Source organism: Streptomyces sp. NPDC002788 (genome assembly GCF_053592115.1).
The window spans coordinates 1-23,581 of sequence record NZ_JBSFVB010000012.1 but is presented as its reverse complement, the minus strand read 5'-3'; the positions used below and the strand labels follow the sequence as shown (position 1 = coordinate 23,581).

The following is a 23,581-nucleotide window of genomic DNA, read 5'->3' as shown; positions in this document are numbered from 1 at the left end:
CGGGTTGCCGGCGTGTGCGCGGGCAATCAGCCCGGGCCCGTCACCGGGCCCCGCACCACCCGGTCATCCCTCCGCGGCGTGTCGGCCCGGAGCCACGATCTCGTCCAGCACCCTCAGCACCGCCTCGTAGGACATCCGCCGCACGGTCGCGTCCCGGGCCCCCTGCGGGTCGGTCGCGTCCAGTTCCTCGCTCTTCGTCCGCCACGCCCGCTCCTCCTCGAGCGCGCAGGCCCTCGCACGCTGGATGCGCCGCAGCAGTTCGTCGGAATCCACCACATCGGTCATGACCATCGCGTACCCCGGCAGCGCCCGGAGATGGCACCCACTCGCGGCCGTCCGAGGTGTTTTCGGGCCTTCCGGGCGGACCGGAGGTTTGCAGGTGCGGGGAGAGGTGAGCCGGAGAGTAAGACTCGCGGCGATCGAGCGGTCCGCGCCCCGAACGCCGTGGCAGGTTGCAGGAAGCAGCGGGTCCGTGGGCCCCGGGCGTGCCCGAGCGGGCGGCAGCGGAACGCGGCCCGATCCGGCTTCCGTCTTCACCGACCAGGGAGTTGCAGGATGTGCGAGGAGCACATGACCGAACCCGTATTCGAGCCGCCCGGCGTGCACCGGGCCCGGCCGTGCAAACCCGCCGAGGCGCGCCGGGTCGTGGAGCTGGCCGTGGCCGAACGCTGCCGCGCCACCCACACCCCCTGCGACGCGGACGCCCTGTCCGACGCGCTGCTCGTCGCCTCGGAGCTGACGACCAACGCGATCCTGCACGGCGGGGGTGTCACCGACTTCCAGGTGCATGTCGACGGCCCCGGCGTACGCGTGTCGGTGAGCGACCGCAGTGACGAGCTTCCCGTGACCGCGCCGCGCAGCGATCCGCAGGGACGGATACGGCACGGCGGCCACGGCTGGCCGATCGTCTGCCGGCTCTCCCGCGACGTCCGCGTGTCGGACCTGCCCGCGGGCGGCAAGTGCATCACCGCCGTCGTTCCCCTCGTCTGAAAGCCCGTTGACCGGGCCCTCCGCAGATTGCTCGGCAAAGCGGAGTTTGTACCCCCGGGGGCAGGGCAGACGCAGTTTCGTGCTTCGGACCGGAGGCGCGCCAGCGGGAGCGGTATGACTGCTCCGGAGGCCGTCCTGGCGATTCCGGGCAGCGACTCTCCCGCGGTCAGACCCTGAAACCACCGTTCAGGAGCGAATCCGCATGCTCATCGAAACGCCCACCCATCGTCCCGGCACGCCCGAAACGACAGCCCCCGCTTCCCGGCGGCGCCACGACGACGCCCCCGACACCGCGGCCCTCTTCGCCCGAATGGCGGAGTTGGAGGAAGGCCCCGAGCGGGAGGCCGTCCGCGACGAACTGGTCACCCTGTGGCTGCCCATGGCCCACCGCATCGCCGGCCGCTTCCGCGACCGCGGAGAGTCCATCGAGGACCTCCGGCAGGTGGCCGCCCTCGGGCTGGTCAAGGCCATCGACCGGTTCGACCCGAGCCGGGGTGCCTTCGAGAGCTACGCCGTCCCCACCATCACCGGCGAGGTCAAGCGGCACTTCCGCGACCGTATGTGGGCCCTGCGGGTCCCCCGCCGCGTGCAGGAACTGCGCAACAAGGTGCGCGTGGCACGGCGTGAACTCACCCAGAACCCGGGCAGCCCCGAGCCCTCCGTGGCGGACATCGCCACCCACACCGGCCTGAGCGAGGAAGAGGTCAATGCCGGGCTCGAGGCCCTGGACAGCTTCAGCACCCTGTCGCTGGACGCCGAACTCTCGGCCGACGACGACGGCTACAGCCTCGCGGACACCCTCGGCGCGGCGGACTCGTCCTACGACGTCGTGGTCGACCGCGAATCCGCCAAGGAAGGCCTGCGCCGACTGCCGGAACGCGAACGGGCCATCCTCTACATGCGGTTCTTCGAGGACATGACACAGAGCCGGATCGCCGACCGGCTGGGCATCTCCCAGATGCACGTGTCCCGTCTCATCAGCCGCAGCTGCGCCCGCGTGCGCGACGAGGTCCTGGGACAGCGGACCGGGACCGGGGCCACCGGCGGCCCCACCACGACTGCCTGACCACCCGAACCCACGAGGAGCGAACAAAAACAATGCTGAGGCCCCATCCCGCCGTGCTGCGCCGCCTCGTCGACGAGTACGAGGCGCTGTCCGCCGCCGAGGCCGGCCGCGGTCCGGTCGAGGCGAACCCCCGGGCACGCGACCTGGCGTACACGCTGTGCGTGTCCACCGGCACCCGGGACATCCGGCGCGCTCTGGAAGCCGCCCACCAGTGGCTCGCGGCCGCACCCGCGCCGGCCCGCAAGACCCTTGCCCTGACCGCCGAAGCACGTGTGCCGGCCGCGGGGAAGGCCTGACCGCGTGTGTGCGTGACGCGGCGGGGAAGGCGAGGCTGAACAAAGGCCCGGCCGACGGCGGCAGTCGTCGGCCGGGCCCGTTCGTGCGGTACACAGAGGCGTAGGCCCATGTCCACGGCGGAGCGGACGGCCGCTGACGACGGCGAACTGGAGCGCCTGCGCGCCGAAGTGCGCGACCTGCGGGCCCGGGCGCGCGTGTACCCGCTGATCTCCCAGACCCAGGGCATGCTGCAGGAGCGGTACGGGCTCCCCGACGCCGAGAGCGCCTCGCGCTGATGCAGCGGGCGTCCCAGCGGTTACGACGTCAAGCTGCGGACGCCGGCGGGCGTCCTGGTGACCGCACCGCGCCCCGACGCACGGGGGCGGCTGTGGTTCCCGCGGCGCGTCCGGCAGCCGGAACCCGACCTGACCTTCACCACCGCCCACAGGGCAGGCTCGGGCAGCCGCGGCGCCGGCCGTGCGGGCCGCACCCTGGCGGTGGTCGGCACCGACATGGGCAACGTCCAGCTCGCCGACCGGGCCCGCGGCGGGCTGCGCATCGAGGAGCACACCGGGCTCAGGGCCGAATTCGTTGGCTCATCTGGACGCCCCCTGCGAGGCCTGACGACGGCGCAGACCAAGGCCCTCGACACCGTGGGCGGGGAGGCCGCGGCCGCCGGCCCGCCTGGCACGACCGCACGGTGGTCCTCGACGCCCTGGAACACCTGTACGCCCTGGGCCGCGCCGACCGCGGATCGAGACTCCGGCGCTCCTGACCCGGGCGGCAGGGGGCGCCTCGACGGGCCGTACCGGTCATGGGACGGAAAGGGCTGCCGTGCGGGCCCGCCCTCGTGAAGGCCGTCGCGCCCCCGTGACCGAGGGCGTCGACGTGCCGGCCGTCCGGCCCCCGTGACGCAGGGGACGTCGGAGTGCGGCTGTGAGAACGGCTCCCCGGTACTGGCCGGAACCTCCTGCTCCGGCGGCCCGCGCCGGGTGTGTGGGCGCGGACCCGGGGCATCCGGACTGCCGGGAGGTCACATGAACACGAGTGCGATGGCACAGAGCGGTCGGTTCCGGGCCCGGCGGATGGCGCGGGGCTCGGCGACCGAGGGGGCGGCACGGGCGGGCCTCGCCGCCCGGGGTGTGATCTATCTGCTCGTCGGAGCGCTGGCCCTGCAGATCGCCTTCGGCGACACGGGCGAGCAGGCCGACCGCGGGGGAGCCCTGGAGGAACTGGCACAGAAGCCCTTCGGCGCGGTGCTCCTGTGGGCCCTGGGCACCGGGCTCGTCGGCATGGCCCTGTGGCGGCTGTCCGAGGTGCTGTTCGGCTCCGTCGGAAAGGACGGCCGCAGCCCGCGCAAGCGACTGCTGGCGACGGTCCGCTTCGCCTTCTACGTCTTCGTCGCCTACTCCGTGCTGTCGTTCGCGGCGAGCCGCCACCAGAGCGGCGGGGGATCCAGCGACCAGCAGTCCCGGGACGCCACCGCCAGGGTCCTGGAGATACCCGCAGGCCAGTGGCTGGTGGGTGCTGCCGGCATCGCGATCGTCGCGGCCGGCGGCTGGATCGGCGTGCGGGCGGTGCTGCGCAAGTACCAGGACAAGCTCCGGCTCGGGCAGATGAGCCACCGCACCCGGCAGCTGGTGGACGCGACGGGCATGGCCGGCGGCGCCGCCCGCGGGCTGGTGTTCGCGGTGGCGGGCGTCTTCGCCGTCCGCGCCGCCATCGACTACGAACCCGACCGGGCCAAGGGTCTGGACGACACCCTGCGCAGCTTCGCCGACACCCCGCTCGGCCCCTGGCTGCTGGCGCTCGTCGCGGTCGGGCTCATGCTCTTCGGGGTGTTCTCCTTCGCCATGGCCCGGTGGCGGCGCGTCTGAGCCGCGCCGTGCGGGGAACACGAAGCCAATGAGCGATTCCGAGATTCCGCATGGCGACGGCCGGCCCGTGGACGTGTACCTGGACCTCCTGCGCATCCGGATGGACACGGATGACTACAGCCTCCTGATGCGTGTGGTCGAACCGGTCCTCCAGGCGATCGACGAGGAACGCCTGGCCGGGCTCGATTTCGCGCTCGACTCCGGGGCCGACGACGAACTGCCCCAGGAGGTCCGTGACGAGGTGGCCCTCGTCATCGCCACCGCCGTCACCGGCCGCCTCGACAACGAAGTGATCGAACTCGATGTCGACGAGACCGGACCGGTCCGGATCGTCACGGACGCGTCCACGGCGTCGGACCCGGTCCGCCTCGGCGAGATCGCCGACTACATCAAGGAACGGCACCGGCAGACCGAGGAACTGCGGGGCATCGCCGAGGTGAGCGGCCTGCCCACGGACTTCTGAAACAGGAAGCCGCCCGCCTCAGCCCCGGGGAGCCGCCACCGGCACGCCCAGCGGCCGGGCGAGGCCCACGACGGCCTCGTCCAGCCGCTCCATATGCCGCAGCACGCGGTCGGTGATCCGGCCGTAGCGCGGGGTGCCGGCGTCCGAGCCCAGCAGCGAGGCGATGCTCGGACCGGTCTCGACCTTCGCAGCCGCGTGCTCGTCCGCGACCCGCGCCGCGATGGTCTCGATGTTCCGTACCGTGCGCCCGGCCGCCCCGCGCAGGCGCGGATCCGCCGCGATCGACGGGTGAGTGGGCAGCAGCTCGGCGGTCGCCGCCAGAGTCCGCGCGTGGTATGCGCACGTCTCCAGCAGGGCCACCACGTACTGCGCCGTGTCCCGACGGGTCCGCAGCGGCGTGACCGGATGCATCAGCGGCTGGGTGGCGGCCCGCAGGTCGGCCAGCGCCTGATCCAGGTCACGCGCCTTGTCCAGCAGCTCGTCCGCCGACCCGCCGCTGAGCTGCCCGACCGCGGCATCCGAGACGTCGGCCAGCCGCTCCAGCACCGTGACGAGCAGTTCGTTCGTACGGCGGTCGGTCCGCACCGGCAGCACCAGCGCCGCCGCGACCACCCCGCAGGCCGCGCCCAGCGCCGTCTCCTCGATCCGCAGCACCAGCACGTCGAGGCTGTACGTGTGCAGCAGCGTGTACAGCAGTCCCAGCATCGCCGTGACGAAGAACGACATCAGCGTGTACGACAGCGGCGCCGTGTAGAACATCGCGAAGATCAGCACCAGTACGAGGGCGAACGCCGTCCAGGTGTGGTTGCCGACCAGACCGGCCAGGACGATACCGGCCACGACGCCGAACACCGTGCCCAGCAGCCGCCGGTAGCCCTTGACCAGGATCTCGCCCGTCGAGGAGGTGTTGATGAAGACGATCCAGCACGTGAGCACCGCCCAGTACCAGCGCTGCGTGGACAGCAGCTCGCCGCCCACGATGGCCAGCGAGGACCCGACGGAGACCTGCACGGCAGCGCGCGTGGTGGGCCGCCGCAGACCTCTCTGCTCCTCCTGTGACGGCTCCTCGGTGCCTCCGTCGAGCGCGGCCTCCTCGGCGTCCAGCTCCTCGCGGGAGCGGGCCGTGGCGGGGCTGTCGTCCGATTCGTCCTGCGGGCCGTCCAGCGCGATCCGCAGCCCGAGCACGGCGCGGGCCGCCTCGCCGATGCAGCGGAAGACGTCCTGGACGGCGGCGGACGCGGGCGGCAGGTTCTCCTCGTCCCGGTAGCCGAGGAGCCGGTTGCGCACATGCGCCAGCGCGGTTCCCGTGTCGCCGGTGCCGGCCCGCAGGACGAGGGTGTGCAGCGCCCGCAGATCCCGGCGGAGGGTGGCCGTGGCCGCGTCGGGCACGGCCGGCACCGCCACCGACGGGGCGGGCGCTCCTGGCAGGTGCAGCGTGAGCGTGTCGGCCCGTTCGGCGCTGCGGGCCGAGAGCAGCAGCAGGCCGAGCCGCTCGGCGGCGATCTCGGCGTCCGCGATCCGGCGCTGCACCAGTCGCGCCGCCGACTCGTCCGGGGTGCCCTCCTCCAACTGCCCCTGGATCATCATCGCCGTCTCGTGCAGCCGCGCGGTGCCCTCGCGGACGGCCTGAAGCGACTTGTCCATGTCGTCATCGCCGGCGTCGAGGAGGTCGAGCTGCGCGGACACCAGCTGGGCCAGCCGGGCGCGGAAGGCAAGGCGCAGCCGCACCAGGATGCCCGTGGGCGTCGCGGGTACCACCACGAACCGCATCAGGGCGCTGGAGCCGAACGCCACGGCGATGGCGCCGTACAGCGCGGGCAGCGAGGAGACGGCGGCGCCGACGAACAGGGACAGGAAGTAGACCTGGAAGCCGATCAGCCCGAGCGCGGTGCCCCGGTCGCCGAACCGGCGGCCGTAGACCGCGCAGAAGATCAGGACGATGAAGAAGGCGTCACCGATGACGCGACGCTCGCTGAGCACCGCGCTCAGGCTCACGGAGGCCAGCGCCACCGGCAGCCCCAGTGCCAGCGTCACCGCCTGCGCGGCCGGCTGCTTCTCCCGGATGGCGAAGGTGGCGACCATCGCCGCCATGGCCCCCGCCACCAGGTGCGGCACATCGGTCCGCAGCAGGGAGAGCACGGCCAGGGTGAGGGCGATGGCGCCGACCGTCCGCAAACCGGCCGTCAGGCGCAGCAGCCCGGGGTCGGACGCCGCGATCCGGTCCCGCAGTCGTGTCCGCACCGAGCGTCCCGCTGCCCTCACGCCGCCGCACTCTCTTCCGACTCACACCAAGATCCGTATCCCAGCATGACACGCCACCGGCGGAGGGCCCCGACCGGCCCGGCTACTCCTGCCGGGCGGATCCCTCGATCTGCGCCCGCACCTGCTCCGGCGTCAGATAGGCGTCGGTGTACTCGAAGTCCTTCAGCCGCGCCGCCTTGCGGGCCTGGAACCCGGTCCGGACGAAGTCGTCGCCCGCGACCGCGTTGAGCAGCCAGTTCGTCATCACCCGGGTCTTCGCGACGTTGGTGCGCAGCGCCGACCAGTGGTATCCGCGGGCGACGGCCTGGGCGGGCAGGCCGCGCAGTTCGATGCCCAGCGGCTTGGAGACCGCGTCGGTGCCGCCGAGGTCGACGACCAGCCCCAGGTCCTTGTGGACGTACGGCGTCATCGGCTGGCCCCGCAGCGACGCGATGACGTTGTCGGCGACGTGCTTGCCCTGCCGCAGCGCGTGCTGAGCGGTGGGCGGGCACATGGCCCCGTCGCCCTTGGCCAGGTCGGGCACGGCGGCCGAGTCGCCGAGGGCGAACACCCCGTCGTGGCCCGGCAGGTTCATCTCGGCGGCGACGGCGAGCCGTCCCTTGACGGTTTCCGCGCCGAGTGTCGCGATCAGGGGACTGGCGACGACGCCGGCGGTCCAGATGAGCGTGCGGGTCGGAATCACCCGCCCGTCGGTGAAGGTGACCTCCTCGGGACCCGCCTTGGCGATGGAGGTGCCCAGGGAGATGTCGATGCCCCGCCGGCGAAGGATCTCCTGCGCGCTGCCGCCGAGCTTGTCGCCCAGCTCCGGCATCAGCTTCGGTGCGATGTCGATCAGATGCCACTTGATCAGACCCGGGTCCAGCCGCGGGTAGCGCTTGACCGCCGCGTGCGTCAGACGCTGCAGGCAGGCCGCGGTCTCGGTGCCGGCGTAGCCTCCGCCGACCACCACGAACTGCAGCCGCGAGGCCCGTTCGTCCGGGTCCTGGCTCGCGTCGGCCAGGTCCAGCTGGGAGATGACGTGGTCACGGATGTACGCCGCCTCGGCGAGCGTCTTCATCCCGAACGCGTGGTCCGTCAGCCCCGGGATGTCGAAGGTCCGGGTGATGCTGCCGGGCGCCAGCACGATGTAGTCGTACGGCTCGTTGACGATCTGGTCGGTGATGGTGCGGATGACGCACACCTTCGCCTTCAGGTCGACGCCGATCGCCCCGCCCGGAATGATCCGCGTGCGGTACTTCTTGCTGCGGCGCAGGGAGACGGCGATCGACTGAGGCGTCAGCACGCCTGAGGCGACCTGGGGGAGCAGCGGCAGGTAGAGCTGGTAGGCGAACGGCGTCACCAGGGTGACGTCGGCCTCGTCGGGGGAGAGCTTCCGCTCCAGACGGCGGACGCATTCCACGCCGGCGAAGCCTGCGCCAACCACCAGGATCCTGGGTCGTGTCACGGTGTTCATCCCTTTCTGCGGCTCCAGGCGGTCATGCCTCGAACGCCATTCGCCTGCCCCTGGATCGCTGGTTCGCACCCTTTCGATCCCACCGCGTGCCCGGCGGGTACGCCGGCCGGACACGCCGGGCAGACGAACGCGTCGATCACCACCATGCCCGCACCGTGGCCGAAAAGCACCGGCAAGGAGTGAAGAACGCGTGCACACCCGGCCGGCCGTCAGGACGCGGCGTCCCCCCTGACATGACACAGCAACAGGCACACGTCGTCGTCCCGCTCGGAATCGCTCAGCAGCGGATGCAGGATCCGGTCCGCCGAGTCCTCCAGGTCCGCGTCCAGCTCCGCCGAACGGAACCCGCCGAGCGCCTGGGCCAGCCGCTCGATGCCCGGGTCTATGCCCTGCGCCCGTCGCTCCACCAGCCCGTCCGTGTACAGCGCCAGCGTCGAGCCGGGCGACAGATGCACGGTGTGGTCGTCGATCTCCTGGGTGAGCGGGATGCCGAGCATGGCGCCGGGCTTGGCGTCGAGGATGCGCACGGTGCCGTCGGCCAATCGCAGCACCGGGGGCGGATGCCCCGCCGCGGCCCAGGTCAGGGTGGGCTCGTCCGGGTGGAAGCGCGCGATGACGGCCGTGGCGTACAGGTCCGGCTGCAGATGGTGCAGGAACCGGTGCAGCCGGGTCAGCAGCCGGCCCGGGCTGTCGCCGTCGACGGCGTACGCCCGCAGCGCGGTGCGCAGCTGGCTCATCATGACGGCCGCGTGCAGCCCGTGCCCCGTCACGTCGCCGATGACGGTGATGAGACCGCCGTCCCGCTGCGGGAACGCGTCGTACCAGTCGCCGCCGATGTTCAGCCCGTGCGTGGCGGGCAGGTACCGCGCGGCCAGGCTGAGGCCGGGCGTGGTCGGCAGGTCCGTGAGCAGGGCGCGCTGGAGCGTCTCGGCGATGTCCCGGTTGTGCTCGAAGCGCCGGGCGTTGTCGATCGCGATGCTGGCCCGCCGGGTGAGCTCGATCAGCATCACCGCGTCGTCCGGGTCCCAGCGCGCACCGGGCGGCGACAGCGTCAGGACCCCGAGCGGTGCCCGCCGCGTCGGCAGCGGCACGCACAGCAGCGGCCGCGTGGGATCCAGCGCGGACGGCGGATGGTCGTCGACGCCGGGCAGGTTGCCGGGATGGTCGGCTGCGTACTGGGGCCGCCCGGTACGGGCCGCCACCACGGCGGCGGCCGGATGCGGCGCCCCGCGGCTCTTGTCGTCCTCCTGGTCGAACAGCCAGACGTCGACGCTGCTGGCGTACTCCGGCACCAGCAGGTCCGGCAGTCGGCGCACGATCTCCTCGTGGTTGAGCGAGGCCGTCAGCACGGCGCTGGCGTCCGCGAGGAACGTCAGCCGGCGCCGGGCGCTCTCCGCCTCGTTGCGGGCGCGGCGCTCGGCGGCGAAGGCCTCGCGCTGGGCCCGGCCGGCCGCGTCCAGCTCGGCGTGCAGTGCCAGGACGCCCTGATTGGTCTGGTGCAGCTCCTCACGGTGGAAGGTGACCAGGTCCTCCTGCTCGGTGAGCTTGGCCAGCACCACCGCCGTGTCCTCGTCGGCGCCGAGCAGCGCCTCCGCGAGGGCCGCGGGGTCCTCGGGGACGATGCCGTCCTCGGCGGCCCGGGCCGTCTCGGGGCAGGGGACCGTGACCTCCCACGGCGGCTCCCCGGCGGCGGAGGCCTCCGGCGACGGGGTCACCACGGCGTGCAGCAGCCCCTCCTGGGAGGGGGAGCCCGCCAGGTGCACGGTGAGCCGCCAGGTGCCGCCCTTGGTGAGGCATTGCCGCAGGTGGGCGCTGAGGGTCGCGGCGAGCCGGGTCCGCTCGACGGGGGGCACACCGTACGCGGCGGCCAGGCGCGCGAGCGCGATGCGGGCGCGGGCCGCGTCGGTGACGGTGGTGATCTGCCAAGTGCGCATCATGGGGATTCCGGCGGGGTCGGAGTGAGCACGGCCACGGCGGTGTCGTCCCGCACCGGCCGGGCGGGACTGCTCGCGTCACGTATCGTCACGGCGGCCGTCACGGCCGGGTCGGCGGTCGGCAGACCGGTGCCGGACGGCGGTGCCCAGCGGCTGGGCAGGCCGTCGGTGTGCAGGATCAGCAGCCGGTCGGCAGCCCAGTCGGCCTCCTCCTCGCGGAGGGTGGTGGGCCGGTGCACGCCGACGATGCCGGGCCGCGACAGCAGGGGACGCCACGCGCCGTCCGCGCGCAGCCGCGCCCCCACGTTCCCTATCCCGGCGAACCGCAGCCGCCCCGTCCCCAGGTCGAGCTGGGCCAGGGCGACCGCCGCGCCCCGGGTGCTCTTCATCGCGTCGTGCAGCCGCCGCAGCGACTCGGCGGGGGAGAGGTGCGCCCAGCGGTGCAGCGCCGTGACGGCGGTGGAGGACGCCCGGGCGGCTTCCGGCCCGTGCCCCAGCCCGTCCGCCAGCATCAGCGTCACCAGGTTCCCGGCCCGCACCCAGGCCCAGGCATCACCCGAGTACTCGGCGCCGCCGTAGGGGATGTTCACACCCCCGGCCCGTACGTCGGTGAGGGGAACGGAACGTGCACGTACCGAGGCGTCCTGCTCGACACGCGCCGACATGCCCCGGACCGGAGCGGCCTGAGCCGCCCGACCGTGCGGGCCGCCGCCGGGGAGGTCCGTCGGAGTGGTTCGGGGCCGCGACTCGTGATCGCCCGGGCCGCCGCCCACCGGCTGGGCCGGAGCGGCCCGGTGCCCGGACGCGCCGCCGGAGGGGTCGGTCGGAGTGGTTCGGGGCCGCGACTCGTGATCGCGTGCGGCGCTGCCCGGGCGGCGGGCGGGAGCGGCCTGTGGCCCCGGCTCGCGCTCCCGCGGGACGTGGCCGGGGGCCCCGGCCGTCGCCGGCCGGTGCGCGCACGCCTCGGCCTGCGCTCCGCTGCACGCGGGCTCGCCGTCCGGCATCTCCCCTCCCCGGACGGCACCGCCGCAGGCCCCCGTGGTCCCGGCGAAGCCCGGCGTGCCACCCGGCTGCACCGGGTGCCCAGTCAGCCCCCCGCAGGTCATGGCTGCGACCGGCGACTGGCAGCCCGGTACGTCACTGCGCGGCGCGTCGGCCGACCGCTGCCCGCTGCCCGGACCCGCGCCGCCGGACCACAGGGGAGGAGCGCCCGCCGCGCCGACGGATTCGGACAAACCGCCCCAGTCCTCCGGCAGCACCCCGTCACCCCGGGGCGCCATTCCCACGCGGGCCACCGCGACCGTGCCGCGGCCGGGTGTGCTGTGCAGGGCGAAGTCGTCGGCGAGACGCAGGCACGTGCCGAGACCCGCGCCGAGCGAGCTGGTCGTGGAGAAACCGTCGCGCAGGGCAGATGAGAGGTCGGCAATGCCCGGGCCGTGGTCGATCGCGGCGATCTGCACGAGCCGGGCCTCCTCACGCCCCTCCCGCAGCGCCGGCGGGGCCACGACCTCGATGAGCACCTGGCCGCCCTCGGCGTGCTTGAGCAGATTCGTGGCCAGCTCGGTCGCGACCAGCGCGGCAGCGGCGGTGCGCCGCTCGTCCAGCCCGGCCAGCGCGGCCGCGCCCTCCGCGGCGACCCGCGCGTCGCGTACCCGCGTCGAGTCGCGCACCGGGACGTCCCACACGCGCGGCATCAGACCTCCTCGCGCGGACGCGGCGGGTGGGCCGCCCAGCAGGTCACTCGCACCGTCGTACCGGCACCCGGCGAGCTGTCGATGTCGAAGTCGTGCACCAGCCGCCGCGCCCCGCTCAGCCCCATCCCCAGCCCGCCGCCGGAGGTGTAGCCGTCGCTGAGGGCCAGGTCCAGGTCCGCGATGCCGGGCCCCTCGTCGCTGAAGGACAGTCGCAGCCCCTGCGCACCCGCCCTGCTGACCCGCGTCGCCGTCATCTGCCCGCCCCCGCCGTGCACCAGGGTGTTGCGGGCCAGCTCACTGGCCGCCGTGACCAGCTTGGTCTGCTCCACCAGGCCGAAGCCGAGCCGGGCGGCGGCCTGCCGCACGTGCTGTCGCACCCACACCAGGTCCATGTCGGACCGGATGGGCAGGCAGGCCTCGACGCCCGCGGCAGTGTGCATCACGGACTCTCCTGACGCGGACCGCCGGCACGGGCCACCGGCGTCCGCCGCGAGAGCAGTTCCATGCCCGCCTCGGTGCTGAGCGCCGTGCTCAGCCCCGGCAGCGTCAGGCCCAGTTCCACCAGGGTGATGGCGACCGCGGGGCGCATACCGGCCACCACGGTGCGCGCGGCCAGCAGCTTGGCCTGCGCGGCGATCTCGGCCAGCACCCGGCCGAGGAAGGAGTCGACGATCTCCACGCCGGAGATGTCGATGAGGACGCCGTGCACCCCGGTACGGGAGATGGTCTGCGCCAGGTCCTCCTGGAGCTGCTGCGCCGAGCTGTCGTGCAGGTCCCCCTGGAGCGTGACCAGCAGGATGTCGCCGAGCCGGAGCACCGGCACGTGGCCCGCGGCAGGACGGGAGTACGCGTCGCTCACCGCTGTCCCGCACCCGGGCTCACGATGTCCGCGCCCAGCTGGTGCAGCGCGTAGCCGAGCGCGTCGGCCAGGCTCGCGCGGGTGATCACGTCCAGGTCCAGGCCGAGGTGGACCATGGTCTGCGCGATGGCGGGGCGGATACCCGAGACGATGCACTCGGCGCCCATCAGCCGCGCCGCGGCGACCGTCTTCATCAGGTGCTGCGCCACCAGCGAGTCCACCGTCGGCACACCGGTGATGTCGAGGATCGCGAACCGGGCGTGCTGATCGACGACCGCGTTCAGCAGCGTCTCCATCACGATCTGGCTGCGGGCGCTGTCGAGCGTCCCGATCAGCGGCACGGCCACGATGCCGTCCCACAGGCGGATGACGGGGGTGGCCACCTCCATGAGCTGGAGCCGCTGCCGGTCGCTGAGCGCCTGCCACTCGCTCAGCGCCGACTGCATCGCCACCAGCCGCAGGGTCCCCATCAGCACGGTCAGCGCGGTCGAACACGCCCGCAGGTGCTCGGCCGGCACCTGCTCCAGATCGGCGGCCAGCAGATTCTCCACGGGCGGTCGCAGTGCGGCCAGCTCGCTGGAGACCTGGGTGTTGGACAGCCCGGCACGCGAGCGCGCCGCGCCCATCCGGGCCAGCTGCTCGCGTACCCCGCTGAATCCCGCGGCGTCCGGGTCCTCCACCTGGTCCGAGTCGGCCACCTGGGCCAGTGCGTCCACGATGGCCTTGCCCGCTTCCACCGCCTCGTCGCGCGAGACGGTGAACACGGTGCGGAACAGCGGATCGTCCGCCCACCGCTGAGCGATCTGCTCCCGACGGCGATGCAGGAAGTCCCGCACCTCGTGGGTCGGCGTGGCGAGCTGTCCGTCCGCTTCGTGCTCCGGCACCTGCTTCTCTCCTCATCCGCGTTGCGTCGGCCGAACCCGCTTCAGGCAACGAGACGGCGATGTGACCCTTGCCGGGCGACAACTCTAACCATGCGCCGACCTCGCACGACACCTGATCCGGGGCAAGCGATCCGCTTCAGGGGAACGGCGGTTGGCCACCGGCGTCACCAGCGTGCGGAGCTGGGCAACGCCGATCCGGGCAGGCCGAAGCCGGGCACCGGGCCACCGGTCCGCGCCGGCGCCGTGCCCGAGGGGTACCCGAACCGTCAGACTCCTGGCTCCTCCGGGATCTCCGGCCCCGCGTCGACACGGGCCAGAGCCTCGTCGACGCTCTCCGATATCGGCACGGTGATGCTGACGCCGGTCAGGTCGAGGACGCGCCGCACGGCCGGCGTGGGGCTGATGACGTGCACACTGCCCTCGGTCTTACGGGTCTCCTGGTAGACCCGCAGGATGATGTTCATCCCCGACGAGTCCATGAACGGGACGGACGAGAGGTCGAGCAGGAAGTGTCGTCGGCCGTGGTGGAGTTGGTTGGCCAGATGGGCCTGGAACTCGGTCGCGGTGTCGACGTCCAGGTAGCCGTCGACCGTGATCAGGGCCACGTCCTCCCGGGGCAGTTCGACTTCCACGGACAGCGGGTTCTGGGCGAGGGGCACGGGGTACCTCCAACGAGTGCTACGGCCTGGGCTGGTCACCTCTGGGGATGACCGCGGTGCGGGGGGATGCCGGTCGTGTTCCGGGCTCGGGTGCCGTTTCTCATGTGCCTCCTTTCGTGCCGGGCTCGGATGTCACCGCGCCCCCGCGACTACCCCGGAACCCCGCCTCCATTCCTCCTCGAGGCGAACGACATCGAGATCCGCCGCGGAAGTCGCCGCGGTTGCGGGCCCGTCCGCCGAATGCGCTTGCGCCAGGAGGGTAATTGCCGCTGTGGAGAAGCAGGACGGGCGGGAGGCGTCCGCCGCGGCTCCGGGATCCGCACACCGCCAGGGAGGATGGAGCAGCGTGGCCATCGACAGAATCTGGTCGTACGCACCGGGCAGTGCCCATACCGAGGGGCAGGACCTGACCGGGTTCAGCGTCGCGGCGACCGACGGCACGATCGGGCACGTGGACCGTGAGGACGCCCCGCACGGCATGCGGCACCTGGTCGTCGACACAGGCGTCTGGGTGTTCGGCCGCAGCGTCCTGGTGCCGGCCGGAGTCGTCACCGGCATAGACGCGCGGGCCCGGAAGATCACACTGGCCTGCACCCGGGGAGACGCCAAGGCGGCGCCCCGCTTCCAGACCGACAGCGAGACGAGGGACCGGGAGTACCTGACGGCCGTGGGTGACTACTACCACCGGCTGCCGCCGCGCGAGACGACCTCGGTCTGAGCCGGTCACGGGCGCTCGCGCCCGTGACGCTCCGGCTCACCAGGGCAGGAACACGTGCACGTCCTTGCCGCGGTCGTCGGCCACCACACTGACCTGGTCGCACAGCGTGTGGATCAGGTGCCAGCCGATGCCGCCGCCGCCGCTGTGCGGATCGAAGGGACGTGGCGCGGGCTCGGTGGTGCTGGTGTCGTGCAGGACCACGTGCACGCCGTCGAAGGTCCGGCGCATCCGCAGCGCGAACGGACCTGGTGCGTACTGGACCGCGTTGGCGGCCAGTTCCGTCACCACCAGCAGGATGTCGTCCCAGTACTCGGGGGCAGAGGGCGGTGAGGAGCGTGCCAGATCACGCAGGAACTCCTCCGCGGCCAGTCGCGCACCTGTCACGTCATGCGGCTCGCCCACGAAGCTGTTCGTGCGGCTCGGGATCTCCTCGGAGGTCAGGGCGTCGTCCCCACGCGGCTCGGTTGACATATCGCCTTTCCGGCCCGGGCGTCAGCTGGGGCTGGCGTCAGGGCGGTCGTCCTTTCTCTTGCGTCGCCACTGTTGCGTGTTCCCGTGGGGGCGAGGCCTACGCGTCCGGCTCCCCGCTCAGCGAAACACATTGTCCGAATCGTCCCAATGTGACGGTTCGTCCATGGCGCTCGGCCGCCCCGGACGCCTGCGCGACGCGTACATCGCCTCGATCTCGGACGCGTAGTGCCGCACGATCTCGTCGCGGCGCAGCTTCATCGATGGTGTCAGTAACCCGTTGGTCACGTCGAACGGCTCCGCCAGCACCCGGAACACCCGGATCGACTCCGACGGCGACACGGCACTGTTGGCCGCGGCCACGGCCCGTGCGACCTCCTCCCGCAGCGCGTTCTCCTCCCGCGCCTCCCGCAGTTCGCCCTGCAGCGCCAGCGCCGCCTGCCAGTGCGCCAGGAACTCCGGGTCCAGCGTGATCAGGGCGCCGACACAGGGCCGGTTGTCACCCACGACCACCGCCTGGTGGATGAGCGGGTGCATCCGCAACCGCTGTTCCAGCCCGGCCGGGGCGACGCTCTTGCCGCTGCTGGTGATGATGATGTCCTTCTTGCGGCCGGTGATCGTCAGATAGCCCTCCGAGTCCAGCCGCCCGAGGTCCCCGGTGGCCAGCCACCCGCCGCGCAGCGCGGCCCGGGTCGCGGCCTCGTCGCCCACGTACCCCTGGAACACCGACGGGCCGCGCACCAGGATCTCCCCGTCCTGGACCACCCGGATCTCCATGCCGGGCAGGGCCTGCCCGACGGTCCCCGACTTCTCCCGGCCGAGCGGCTGCATCGTCACCCCGCCGGCGGTCTCCGTCAGGCCGTATCCGTCGTTGACGTAGACGCCGATGCCCTCGTAGAAGAGCGACAGATCGCGGCTGAGGGGCGAGCCGCCGGACGTGGCCCGCCGCACCCGGCCGCCCAGCGCGTCCCGCAGTCGGCGGTAGACCGTGCGCTCGTACAGGGCGTGCTGCAGCCGCAGGTCGAAACCGGGCCCGCGGCCCCGGCCGAGCCGCTGGCGCTCCAGGGCCGCGGCGAAGTCGCGCGCCGCCCCGGCGGCCCGTTCGAACAGCGCGCCGTGACCGCCCTGCTGCGCGGTGCGCAGGAAGTTCTTGTAGATCTTCTCGAGAACAGAGGGGACCGCATAGAGGTACGTGGGCCGGAACGAGCGCAGCGCCGAGGCCAGTGCTTCCCCGCTCAGATCGGCCTGGTGGCCCATCAGCAGCCCGCCGCGCACGCACAGCACCTGGATCATCAGCCCGTACACATGGGAGAAGGGCAGGAACGCCAGCACGGAGCCCTGCTCACCGCGGGGCGCGGTCGTGTGCCCCCAGCCCGCCACCAGCGTGTCGCAGGGACCGGCCAGGTTGCGGTGGCTGAGGGCACAGCCCAAGGCGTGGCCGGACGTGCCGGAGGTGTAGGCGATGACGGCGGTGGAGTCCGGCAGCACGATGCGGCGCATCGAGTCGACCGTGGCGAGCGGCACGTCCTCCCCGCGCGTCGCCAGCTCCTCCAGCGCGCCCGTGTCCAGCTGCCAGACGTGCCGCAGCAGCGGCAGCGAAGCGCACACCGACCCGACCGTCATGATGCCCTGCTCGTCCTCGACCACCGCGGCCACGCAGCCGGCGTCCCGCAGGATCCACGCCACCTGGTCGCGCGACGACGTCGGATAGACCGGGACGACCTCCGCTCCCACGGTCCACAACGCGTAGCACAGGACCGTCCACTCGTACCGGTTGCGCGCCATGATCGCCACGCGGTGGCCCGGGGCGATTCCGGAGGCGATCAGCCCCTTGGCCACGTCCATCACCTCGTCGCGCAGCTCGATCGCCGTCACCTCCTCCCAGGTGACGGAGGCCGGGCCTCCGCGGCGGGCGAGCACGGGCCGGGTGGGCTGGCGGTCCGCCGTCTCGAAGACGCTGTCGGCGAGCCCGCTGGTCAGGGGCGAGACGGCCGGTGGAGCGACGGCGAGATCGCGCATGCACTGCTCCTGACGTGTACGGGGTGTGACCTTGCCGACGGGTACCGTCATCGGCGGTGCTCGAATGTAGTCGAGCAGGGACCCTTCGGGGTCGGGAAATACGGAAGTGGGTGCGCTCATGATCTCGGCGTGACCGGGGGACCCGGACGGCATGAGTCACTACAGTCCCGACCCCGATCCCGACCGCACCACTGGTCTGGAGCCCGGTGGCGGCGTGCCACCGGGCGAGACCCCGCCCGCGGAGAGCAGCATGCCCGAGGCGCTGCCCCGGGAGACGCACAACCCGTCCAAGGGCTGGGCCAAGGCACCGCTGACCGTGATCATCGTTCTCGCGGTGCTGATCGCGGCGTTCTTCTTGGCCTACGCCCTCGTCCTGATCCTCTGATCCGGCGCCCGGCGACGCCGGGACGTCTCACTCCTGCGTGTGGCGCACGCACTCCGTGACGACGTCCCGCAGGCTCCCCGTGCGCTCCATCAGCTCCCGCTGCACCTGCGCACCGTTGCCGTCGCGCAGCAGCTCCTCGCAGCCGGCCCGGGCCCGTTCCAGGTCGCCGGTGCCGTCGAGAGCCTCCTCGACATGGTCGAGCAGGGCACGGACGACCGCTTCGGCGGGCATGCGCCGCATGGTCGTGGGGTGCAGCAGCTCGCCCGAGAGCCCGCACCGGGCGGCCTGCCAGTCGGCCAGCCGCAGCAGGCTGACCCCGGGGTCCAGCGGTTCCCGCCCGGCGCGCCACTCCCGGGCGGCGGTCTCGACCAGCCCGCGGACGAGCGTGGCGACCAGCACGGCCGTGCCGGCGTGCAGACAGACGTCCGAGACCCGGAACTCCACGGTCGGGTAGCGCTGGGACAGCCGGGCGTCGAAGTAGATCATCCCGTCGTCGAGGATGGCGCCGGTGGCGACCATGTCCGCGACCAGCCGGTGATACCGCTCCGCCGAGCCGAACAGCTCGGACGGGCCGGCCGACGGCCACCGCAGCCACACGCGGCTGCGGTAACTGCTGTACCCGGTGTCCTTGCCCTGCCAGAACGGCGAGTTCGCGCTGAGCGCGGTCAGGACCTGCAGCCACGGCCGCACCCGGTCGATGACCGCGACGCCCTCCTCGTCGGACTCGACCGCCACGTGCACATGACAGCCCATGACGAGCTGCTCCCGGGTGGCGATGCCGTAGTGCTCGGCCATCCACTGATACCGCCGGTTCACGCCGATGGCGGGACTGACCGGCAGCGGGGAGGTGGCGAGCGCCGCGACGGTGCAGCCGATGTCACCTGCGTGCCGGGCGGCCTCCTTGCGGCAGCGGACGATCTCCGCGCGCAGGCTCTCCATCGAGGACTGCGGATGGGTGGCGAACTCCAGCATCTGCTCGTGGAGTTCCTTCTCGAAAACGTCCTGACCCGCGTCGTCCTGCTCCGCCCGGGCGAGAACCGCTGCGGACAGTGCCCGCGGTTCGCCGGTCTCCGGATCGACCAGGAGGAGTTCCTCCTCCACTCCCACGGTGCGCACCCTGATGCCCGCCCTTCTGTGCCACTGCCGCGTCGTACCACCGGGTTTTCCCGGTGGTACGACCCCCAGTGCCCCTCACTGGCGGGTCGGACACCTGGTGGGGCGGCAGGACTTCACGCGGCGAACGGCGTCAGCCACACGGTGGCCAGCGGAGGCAGCGTGATCCGCACGCAGCCGTCCTCCGGCTTGACCGGGTCCGGGTTGGTCACGCCGCTGCCGCCGTAGCGCAGGTCGTCGGTGTTGAGGCGCTCCTGCCAGGCGACGGCGTCCCCCGGCACCCACAGGCCGTAGTCGTGCCGGACGACGGGGGAGAAGTTCGACACCGCCAGCAGCGGATTGCCCGCGGCGTCGTACCGGAGGAACGCATAGACGTTGTCGTCGGCCGAGTCCACAGCCACCCACCGGAATCCCTCCGGCCGGGTGTCGCACTGCCACAGCGCCGGTGTCGCCAGGTAGGCGGCGTTGAGGTCGCGGACCAGGTCGCGCACGCCCCGGTGGTCGCCCGCCGAGTGGTAGCCGTCGTCGAGCAGCCACCACTCCGGACCGTGCTCCACCGACCACTCGGCTCCCTGCGCGAACTCCTGCCCCATGAACAGCAGCTGCTTGCCGGGGTGGCTCCACATGAAGCCCAGGTACGCCCGGTGATTGGCGCGCCGCTGCCACCAGTCGCCCGGCATCTTCGACACCAGCGCCTGCTTGCCGTGCACGACCTCGTCGTGGGAGATCGGCAGGACGTAGTTCTCGCTGTAGGCGTAGACCATCGAGAACGTCATCTCGTGGTGGTGGTACTTGCGGTGCACCGGCTCGTGGGCGATGTACTCCAGTGAGTCGTGCATCCAGCCCATGTTCCACTTCAGACCGAACCCGAGCCCGCCGGTTTCGGTGGGCCGGGTCACCCCGCCCCAGGCGGTGGACTCCTCCGCGATGGTGACCACGCCGGGAGCGCGCCGGTACACCGTCGCGTTCATCTCCTGCAGGAACGTCATGGCCGCCAGGTCCTCCCGGCCGCCGTACGCGTTGGGCTCCCACTGGCCGTCCTCGCGCGAGTAGTCCAGGTAGAGCATCGAGGCGACCGCGTCCACGCGCAGCCCGTCGATGTGGAACTCCTCGCACCAGTACACGGCGTTCGCGACGAGGAAGTTGCGCACTTCGGTGCGGCCGAAGTCGAACTCGTACGTGCCCCAGTCCGGGTGCTCGGCGCGCCGGTCGTCCCCGGGTTCGTACAGCGGGTCCCCGTCGAACCGGGCCAGCGCCCAGTCGTCCTTCGGGAAGTGAGCCGGCACCCAGTCCATGATCACGCCGATGCCGGCCCGGTGGCAGGCGTCGACGAAGAACCGGAAGTCGTCGGGGGTGCCCAGCCGGGCCGTCGGCGCGTAGAAGCCGGTGACCTGGTAGCCCCAGGAACCGTGGAAGGGGTGCTCGGCGACCGGCATCAGCTCGACGTGGGTGAAGCCCATGTCCTTGACGTACTTCGGGAGTTCCTCGGCGAGCTGCCGGTAGGTCAGTCCCGGCCGCCACGACGCCAGATGCACCTCGTACACCGAGAACGGCGCCTCGTGCACCGGCCGGTCCGCGCGGTGCGCCATCCACGCGGCGTCGCCCCACTCGAAGTGCGAGGCCGTCACGATCGACGCGGTGTTGGGCGGCTCCTCGGTGCGGCGCGCCATCGGGTCGGCCTTGAGGAAGCGCCGGCCGTACCGGGAGGTGATCTCGAACTTGTACGCGGTGCCCTCGCCGACGCCCGGCAGGAACAGCTCCCACACACCGCAGGCGCCGAGGGACCGCATCGGGAACTGCGTCCCGTCCCAGTAGGTGAAGTCCGTGGCGACCCGCACGCCCTGCGCGTTCGGCGCCCACACCGTGAACCGGGTGCCGGTCACGCCCTCGTGGGTCATGGGCTGCGCGCCGAGCGCCTGCCACAGCTGCTCGTGCCGGCCCTCGCGGATCAGGTGCAGGTCGAGCTCGCCGAGCGCGGGCAGGAAGCGGTACGGGTCGTGCGCCTCCTGCTCGCCTTCGTCGTACGCCACGTGCAGCGTGTACTCGGGGATCGCCGCCAGCGGCAGCACGCCCGAGAACAGGCCGTCGCCCTCGGAGACGAGGGCGGTGCGCCTGCCGTCGATCACGACGCTCACGGAGCGGGCGAAGGGGCGCAGCGCCCTGAACACGATCCCGCCCGGGACCGGGTGGGCGCCCAGCAGGGCGTGCGGATCGTGGTGGGCGCCCGCCAGCAGACGCCCGCGGTCCTCCGGGCTCAGAGCGGGCGCGGTCCGGCTCGGGACCGGGCCGGACGGCTCCGGGATTGAGGTGTCGCGCAGGGCCACGGCTCAGTCTCCTCTCACGGCGAGGCGCTCGATCGCCGCCATCGGTACAGGCAGCCAGTCGGGGCGGTGCCGTGCCTCGTACAGCACCTCGTACACGGCCCGGTCCGTCTCATGGGCGCGGAGCAGTCCGTGTTTCTTGCGGGGGTCCCAGCCGGCGCGGGCGGCGTAGCCCGCGCAGTAGGCCTCGCGGCAGCGGCGGGCCCACTCCGGGCGCCAGGGGCGGCGCTGCCGGGCGGCGTAGTCGAAGGACCGCAGCATCCCGGCGATGTCCCGCACGGGGGAGTGGGCGCTGCGCCGTTCGGAGAGCGGCCGGGACGGCTCGCCCTCGAAGTCGATGACGAACCACTCGCGCCCGGCCCGCAGCACCTGCCCCAGGTGCAGATCGCCGTGGATGCGCTGGGCGGGCGGCCCGGGGTCGCAGGCGGTGAGCGCGGCGAACGCGGTCCGCAGCCCCGGCACGAACGGCTGCAGCGCGGGCACGCAGTGCGCGGCGGCGTCCAGCCGCTCGATCATCGCCGACGCCGTACGCCCGTTCTCGCCGGCCGGGCCGACCGGGAACGCCGACGCCAGTGCGAGGTGTACCTCGGCCGTGGCCGCGCCCAGCGCCCGGGCCTGAGCCGTGAAGTCGTCACCGGTGGCCAGCGCGTCCAGCGCCAGCGTCCAGCCGTCGGAGGCGTCCCGCAGGTAGGGCTGGAGCACGCCGAGGGTGGCCTTGAACGGATGTCTCGTCTGGAACCAGGCCACGGGCGCCGGGACGCGGTGGCAGCCCTGGCGGGCCAGCGCCCCCGGCACCTCCAGGTCCGGGTTGACGCCCGGCTGGATGCGCCGGAAGACCTTCAGGATGTACTCGTCGCCGTACACCAGCGAGGAGTTGGACTGCTCGGCGTCCAGCAGCCGCGGCACGAGACCGGCGGGGACTCCCTGCTCCGGGTCGCAGTCGAAGCGCAGGGGCCCCGCGGTGCCGGGGTGCCGCAGCCGGTCCAGCAGCAGCTGGGCCGAACGGGGGTCGTGCAGGGCGTCGTAGACGGCCATGCCGGCGAGCGGCCCGTCCTGCACCTGCCCGATGAGTGCCCGCCCGAGGCGCGGCGAGGGGTGCTCCCGTACGCCGAGCAGCAGCTGGTAGCAGTCGCCGGCCGGGAGCGCACCGCCGGGCGAGGGAACGCCCGTGTACCCCGCGTGGCCGGCGTGCACCAGCAGGTGCGCACAGCCCGGGAACAGCTCGGTCATCGACAGCAGACCCAGCTCGGTGACGGGCCGGTCCTTGCCCGCGAACCAGCGCTGCCGGGGCAGCCAGTCGCGCAGCAGCCCGCCGAGCGACTCCATGGGCTCGGCCAGGCGCGTGAGGTCCGGGCGGAGGGATGCGGTCTTCGGCATGGTCACGCCTCCTTTCGTCGGCGCACGCTCACAGTCGCCGGCCGATGCGGGATGCGACTCGAGCGAGCCGGAACCAGTAGAAGCCGTGGCCCCCGAGCGTCAGCAGGTACGGCAGTTCACCGATGGCCGGGAAGCGGACCCCGCCGAACAGCTCGACCGGATGGCGCCCGGCGAACTCGCGCAGGTCGAGTTCGGTGGGCTGCGCGAACCGCGCGAAGTTGTTCACGCACAGCACCAGGTCGTCCTCGTACTCCCGCAGGAAGGCCAGCACCGCCGGATTGGAGGACGGCAGTTCGGTGTACGAGCCGAGACCGAAGGCGGGGTTCTGCTTGCGGATCTCGATCATGCGCCGGGTCCAGTGCAGCAGCGACGAGGGCGAGGACATCGACGCCTCGACGTTGGTCACCTGGTGGCCGTAGACCGGGTCCATGATCGCCGGCAGGAACAGGCGCCCCGGGTCGCAGGTGGAGAACCCGGCGTTGCGGTCCGGGGTCCACTGCATGGGCGTGCGCACCGCGTCGCGGTCGCCGAGCCAGATGTTGTCGCCCATGCCGATCTCGTCGCCGTAGTACAGGATCGGCGAGCCGGGGAGGGCCAGCAGCAGCGCGGTGAACAGCTCGATGGTGTGCCGGTCGTTGTCCAGCAGGGGCGCGAGGCGCCTGCGGATGCCGATGTTGGCGCGCATGCGGGGGTCCTTGGCGTACTCGGCCCACATGTAGTCGCGCTCTTCGTCGGTGACCATCTCGAGCGTGAGCTCGTCGTG

General features: G+C 72.5%; 23 protein-coding genes and 2 pseudogenes. 9 read left to right on the top strand and 16 right to left on the bottom strand.

Going from position 1 to position 23,581, the window contains the following annotated elements; all coding sequences use genetic code 11:
- Window positions 1-63 precede the first annotated feature (63 nt).
- Entirely contained in the window at window positions 64-285 is a 222-nt protein-coding gene (locus ACWD1U_RS22350; RefSeq protein ID WP_451109882.1) for a hypothetical protein, read from the bottom strand.
- 270 nt (window positions 286-555) lie between these two features.
- On the opposite strand from ACWD1U_RS22350, the gene ACWD1U_RS22345 reads away from it, so the two are divergent.
- From ACWD1U_RS22345 to ACWD1U_RS22315, 7 genes are all read left to right on the top strand, one after another.
- The gene (locus ACWD1U_RS22345; protein ID WP_451109880.1) at window positions 556-990 is read left to right on the top strand and encodes an ATP-binding protein; all 435 of its coding nucleotides are present in this window, start codon (window positions 556-558) and stop codon (window positions 988-990) included.
- A 202-nt stretch (window positions 991-1,192) separates the two neighbouring features.
- Entirely contained in the window at window positions 1,193-2,056 is an 864-nt protein-coding gene (locus tag ACWD1U_RS22340; protein WP_451109878.1) for a SigB/SigF/SigG family RNA polymerase sigma factor, read from the top strand.
- A 32-nt stretch (window positions 2,057-2,088) separates the two neighbouring features.
- On the top strand, window positions 2,089-2,352 hold the full coding sequence (locus ACWD1U_RS22335; RefSeq protein ID WP_451109877.1) for a DUF5133 domain-containing protein: 264 nt from the start codon (window positions 2,089-2,091) through the stop codon (window positions 2,350-2,352).
- A gap of 108 nt (window positions 2,353-2,460) precedes the next feature.
- The gene (locus ACWD1U_RS22330; RefSeq protein ID WP_451109875.1) at window positions 2,461-2,628 is read left to right on the top strand and encodes a hypothetical protein; all 168 of its coding nucleotides are present in this window, start codon (window positions 2,461-2,463) and stop codon (window positions 2,626-2,628) included.
- A gap of 57 nt (window positions 2,629-2,685) precedes the next feature.
- A complete protein-coding gene (locus ACWD1U_RS22325; RefSeq protein ID WP_451109873.1) occupies window positions 2,686-3,186 on the top strand; it encodes a hypothetical protein in 501 nt (166 codons plus the stop codon).
- 183 nt (window positions 3,187-3,369) lie between these two features.
- Window positions 3,370-4,209, top strand: a complete 840-nt coding sequence (locus ACWD1U_RS22320) for a DUF1206 domain-containing protein (RefSeq protein ID WP_451109871.1) — start codon at window positions 3,370-3,372, stop codon at window positions 4,207-4,209.
- Between the two features lie 28 nt (window positions 4,210-4,237).
- Window positions 4,238-4,672, top strand: a complete 435-nt coding sequence (locus ACWD1U_RS22315; RefSeq protein ID WP_451109870.1) for a hypothetical protein — start codon at window positions 4,238-4,240, stop codon at window positions 4,670-4,672.
- Window positions 4,673-4,690: 18 nt separating this feature from the next.
- Here the strand turns inward: ACWD1U_RS22315 and ACWD1U_RS22310 are convergent, their stop codons facing one another.
- The 9 genes and pseudogenes from ACWD1U_RS22310 to ACWD1U_RS22270 all read right to left on the bottom strand — a co-directional run bounded on the left by ACWD1U_RS22310 (window position 4,691) and on the right by ACWD1U_RS22270 (window position 14,417).
- A complete protein-coding gene (locus tag ACWD1U_RS22310) occupies window positions 4,691-6,934 on the bottom strand; it encodes an FUSC family protein (RefSeq protein ID WP_451109868.1) in 2,244 nt (747 codons plus the stop codon).
- An 82-nt stretch (window positions 6,935-7,016) separates the two neighbouring features.
- On the bottom strand, window positions 7,017-8,387 hold the full coding sequence (locus ACWD1U_RS22305) for an NAD(P)/FAD-dependent oxidoreductase (protein ID WP_451109866.1): 1,371 nt from the start codon (window positions 8,385-8,387) through the stop codon (window positions 7,017-7,019).
- 209 nt (window positions 8,388-8,596) lie between these two features.
- Window positions 8,597-10,324 carry a PP2C family protein-serine/threonine phosphatase gene (locus ACWD1U_RS22300; RefSeq protein WP_451109864.1) on the bottom strand — a complete coding sequence of 576 codons (1,728 nt, stop codon included), beginning with the start codon at window positions 10,322-10,324 and terminating at the stop codon, window positions 8,597-8,599.
- Window positions 10,321-11,004, bottom strand: a pseudogene (locus tag ACWD1U_RS22295) (SpoIIE family protein phosphatase); the annotation flags it as partial. The pseudogene ACWD1U_RS22295 and the gene ACWD1U_RS22300, both read right to left, overlap by 4 nt.
- Window positions 11,005-11,598: 594 nt before the next feature.
- Window positions 11,599-12,015 (bottom strand): annotated as a pseudogene (locus ACWD1U_RS22290) (anti-sigma regulatory factor); the annotation flags it as partial.
- Complete coding sequence (locus ACWD1U_RS22285) at window positions 12,015-12,455, bottom strand: anti-sigma regulatory factor (RefSeq protein ID WP_451110206.1); 441 nt, start codon at window positions 12,453-12,455, stop codon at window positions 12,015-12,017. The gene ACWD1U_RS22285 and the pseudogene ACWD1U_RS22290, both read right to left, overlap by 1 nt.
- A complete protein-coding gene (locus ACWD1U_RS22280; protein ID WP_451109863.1) occupies window positions 12,455-12,874 on the bottom strand; it encodes an STAS domain-containing protein in 420 nt (139 codons plus the stop codon). Before ACWD1U_RS22280 ends, ACWD1U_RS22285 begins: the two co-directional genes overlap by 1 nt.
- On the bottom strand, window positions 12,871-13,758 hold the full coding sequence (locus tag ACWD1U_RS22275) for an STAS domain-containing protein (RefSeq protein WP_451109862.1): 888 nt from the start codon (window positions 13,756-13,758) through the stop codon (window positions 12,871-12,873). The genes ACWD1U_RS22280 and ACWD1U_RS22275 overlap by 4 nt, the downstream gene beginning before the upstream one ends.
- A gap of 266 nt (window positions 13,759-14,024) precedes the next feature.
- Window positions 14,025-14,417, bottom strand: coding sequence for an STAS domain-containing protein (locus ACWD1U_RS22270; RefSeq protein WP_451109860.1), 393 nt, complete (start codon window positions 14,415-14,417; stop codon window positions 14,025-14,027).
- Window positions 14,418-14,763: 346 nt separating this feature from the next.
- Here ACWD1U_RS22270 and ACWD1U_RS22265 point away from each other — a divergent pair, with 346 nt between their 5' ends.
- A complete protein-coding gene (locus ACWD1U_RS22265) occupies window positions 14,764-15,135 on the top strand; it encodes a PRC-barrel domain containing protein (RefSeq protein WP_451109859.1) in 372 nt (123 codons plus the stop codon).
- 36 nt (window positions 15,136-15,171) lie between these two features.
- On the opposite strand, the gene ACWD1U_RS22260 is transcribed toward ACWD1U_RS22265, so the two are convergent.
- Window positions 15,172-15,606: an ATP-binding protein gene (locus ACWD1U_RS22260; RefSeq protein ID WP_451109857.1), complete on the bottom strand. Its 435-nt coding sequence runs from the start codon at window positions 15,604-15,606 to the stop codon at window positions 15,172-15,174.
- Window positions 15,607-15,723: 117 nt separating this feature from the next.
- Window positions 15,724-17,622, bottom strand: a complete 1,899-nt coding sequence (locus ACWD1U_RS22255) for an AMP-dependent synthetase/ligase (protein WP_451109855.1) — start codon at window positions 17,620-17,622, stop codon at window positions 15,724-15,726.
- 151 nt (window positions 17,623-17,773) lie between these two features.
- Here ACWD1U_RS22255 and ACWD1U_RS22250 point away from each other — a divergent pair, with 151 nt between their 5' ends.
- On the top strand, window positions 17,774-18,007 hold the full coding sequence (locus ACWD1U_RS22250) for a DUF6480 family protein (protein ID WP_451109854.1): 234 nt from the start codon (window positions 17,774-17,776) through the stop codon (window positions 18,005-18,007).
- Window positions 18,008-18,034: 27 nt separating this feature from the next.
- On the opposite strand, the gene ACWD1U_RS22245 is transcribed toward ACWD1U_RS22250, so the two are convergent.
- The 4 genes from ACWD1U_RS22245 to ACWD1U_RS22230 all read right to left on the bottom strand — a co-directional run.
- The gene (locus tag ACWD1U_RS22245) at window positions 18,035-19,123 is read right to left on the bottom strand and encodes a glutamate--cysteine ligase 2 (protein WP_451109852.1); all 1,089 of its coding nucleotides are present in this window, start codon (window positions 19,121-19,123) and stop codon (window positions 18,035-18,037) included.
- A gap of 113 nt (window positions 19,124-19,236) precedes the next feature.
- Complete coding sequence (gene glgB / locus ACWD1U_RS22240) at window positions 19,237-21,444, bottom strand: 1,4-alpha-glucan branching protein GlgB (RefSeq protein WP_451109850.1); 2,208 nt, start codon at window positions 21,442-21,444, stop codon at window positions 19,237-19,239.
- Between the two features lie 3 nt (window positions 21,445-21,447).
- Window positions 21,448-22,818: a maltokinase N-terminal cap-like domain-containing protein gene (locus ACWD1U_RS22235; protein WP_451109848.1), complete on the bottom strand. Its 1,371-nt coding sequence runs from the start codon at window positions 22,816-22,818 to the stop codon at window positions 21,448-21,450.
- 28 nt (window positions 22,819-22,846) lie between these two features.
- The coding region (locus tag ACWD1U_RS22230; RefSeq protein ID WP_451109846.1) for an alpha-glucosidase C-terminal domain-containing protein at window positions 22,847-23,581 on the bottom strand (735 nt) is incomplete at its 5' end.

Bases quoted from the DNA above. Each gene is read 5' to 3' on its own strand.
- ACWD1U_RS22250 (WP_451109854.1), top strand. From the start codon at position 17,774: ATGAGTCACTACAGTCCCGACCCCGATCCCGACCGCACCACTGGTCTG.
- ACWD1U_RS22300 (WP_451109864.1), bottom strand. From the start codon at position 10,324: ATGATGCGCACTTGGCAGATCACCACCGTCACCGACGCGGCCCGCGCC.
- ACWD1U_RS22260 (WP_451109857.1), bottom strand. From the start codon at position 15,606: ATGTCAACCGAGCCGCGTGGGGACGACGCCCTGACCTCCGAGGAGATC.
- ACWD1U_RS22285 (WP_451110206.1), bottom strand. From the start codon at position 12,455: ATGCACACTGCCGCGGGCGTCGAGGCCTGCCTGCCCATCCGGTCCGAC.
- ACWD1U_RS22255 (WP_451109855.1), bottom strand. From the start codon at position 17,622: ATGCGCGATCTCGCCGTCGCTCCACCGGCCGTCTCGCCCCTGACCAGC.
- ACWD1U_RS22340 (WP_451109878.1), top strand. From the start codon at position 1,193: ATGCTCATCGAAACGCCCACCCATCGTCCCGGCACGCCCGAAACGACA.
- ACWD1U_RS22330 (WP_451109875.1), top strand. From the start codon at position 2,461: ATGTCCACGGCGGAGCGGACGGCCGCTGACGACGGCGAACTGGAGCGC.
- ACWD1U_RS22235 (WP_451109848.1), bottom strand. From the start codon at position 22,818: ATGCCGAAGACCGCATCCCTCCGCCCGGACCTCACGCGCCTGGCCGAG.
- ACWD1U_RS22305 (WP_451109866.1), bottom strand. From the start codon at position 8,387: ATGAACACCGTGACACGACCCAGGATCCTGGTGGTTGGCGCAGGCTTC.
- ACWD1U_RS22335 (WP_451109877.1), top strand. From the start codon at position 2,089: ATGCTGAGGCCCCATCCCGCCGTGCTGCGCCGCCTCGTCGACGAGTAC.
- ACWD1U_RS22320 (WP_451109871.1), top strand. From the start codon at position 3,370: ATGAACACGAGTGCGATGGCACAGAGCGGTCGGTTCCGGGCCCGGCGG.
- ACWD1U_RS22315 (WP_451109870.1), top strand. From the start codon at position 4,238: ATGAGCGATTCCGAGATTCCGCATGGCGACGGCCGGCCCGTGGACGTG.
- ACWD1U_RS22345 (WP_451109880.1), top strand. From the start codon at position 556: ATGTGCGAGGAGCACATGACCGAACCCGTATTCGAGCCGCCCGGCGTG.
- ACWD1U_RS22350 (WP_451109882.1), bottom strand. From the start codon at position 285: ATGACCGATGTGGTGGATTCCGACGAACTGCTGCGGCGCATCCAGCGT.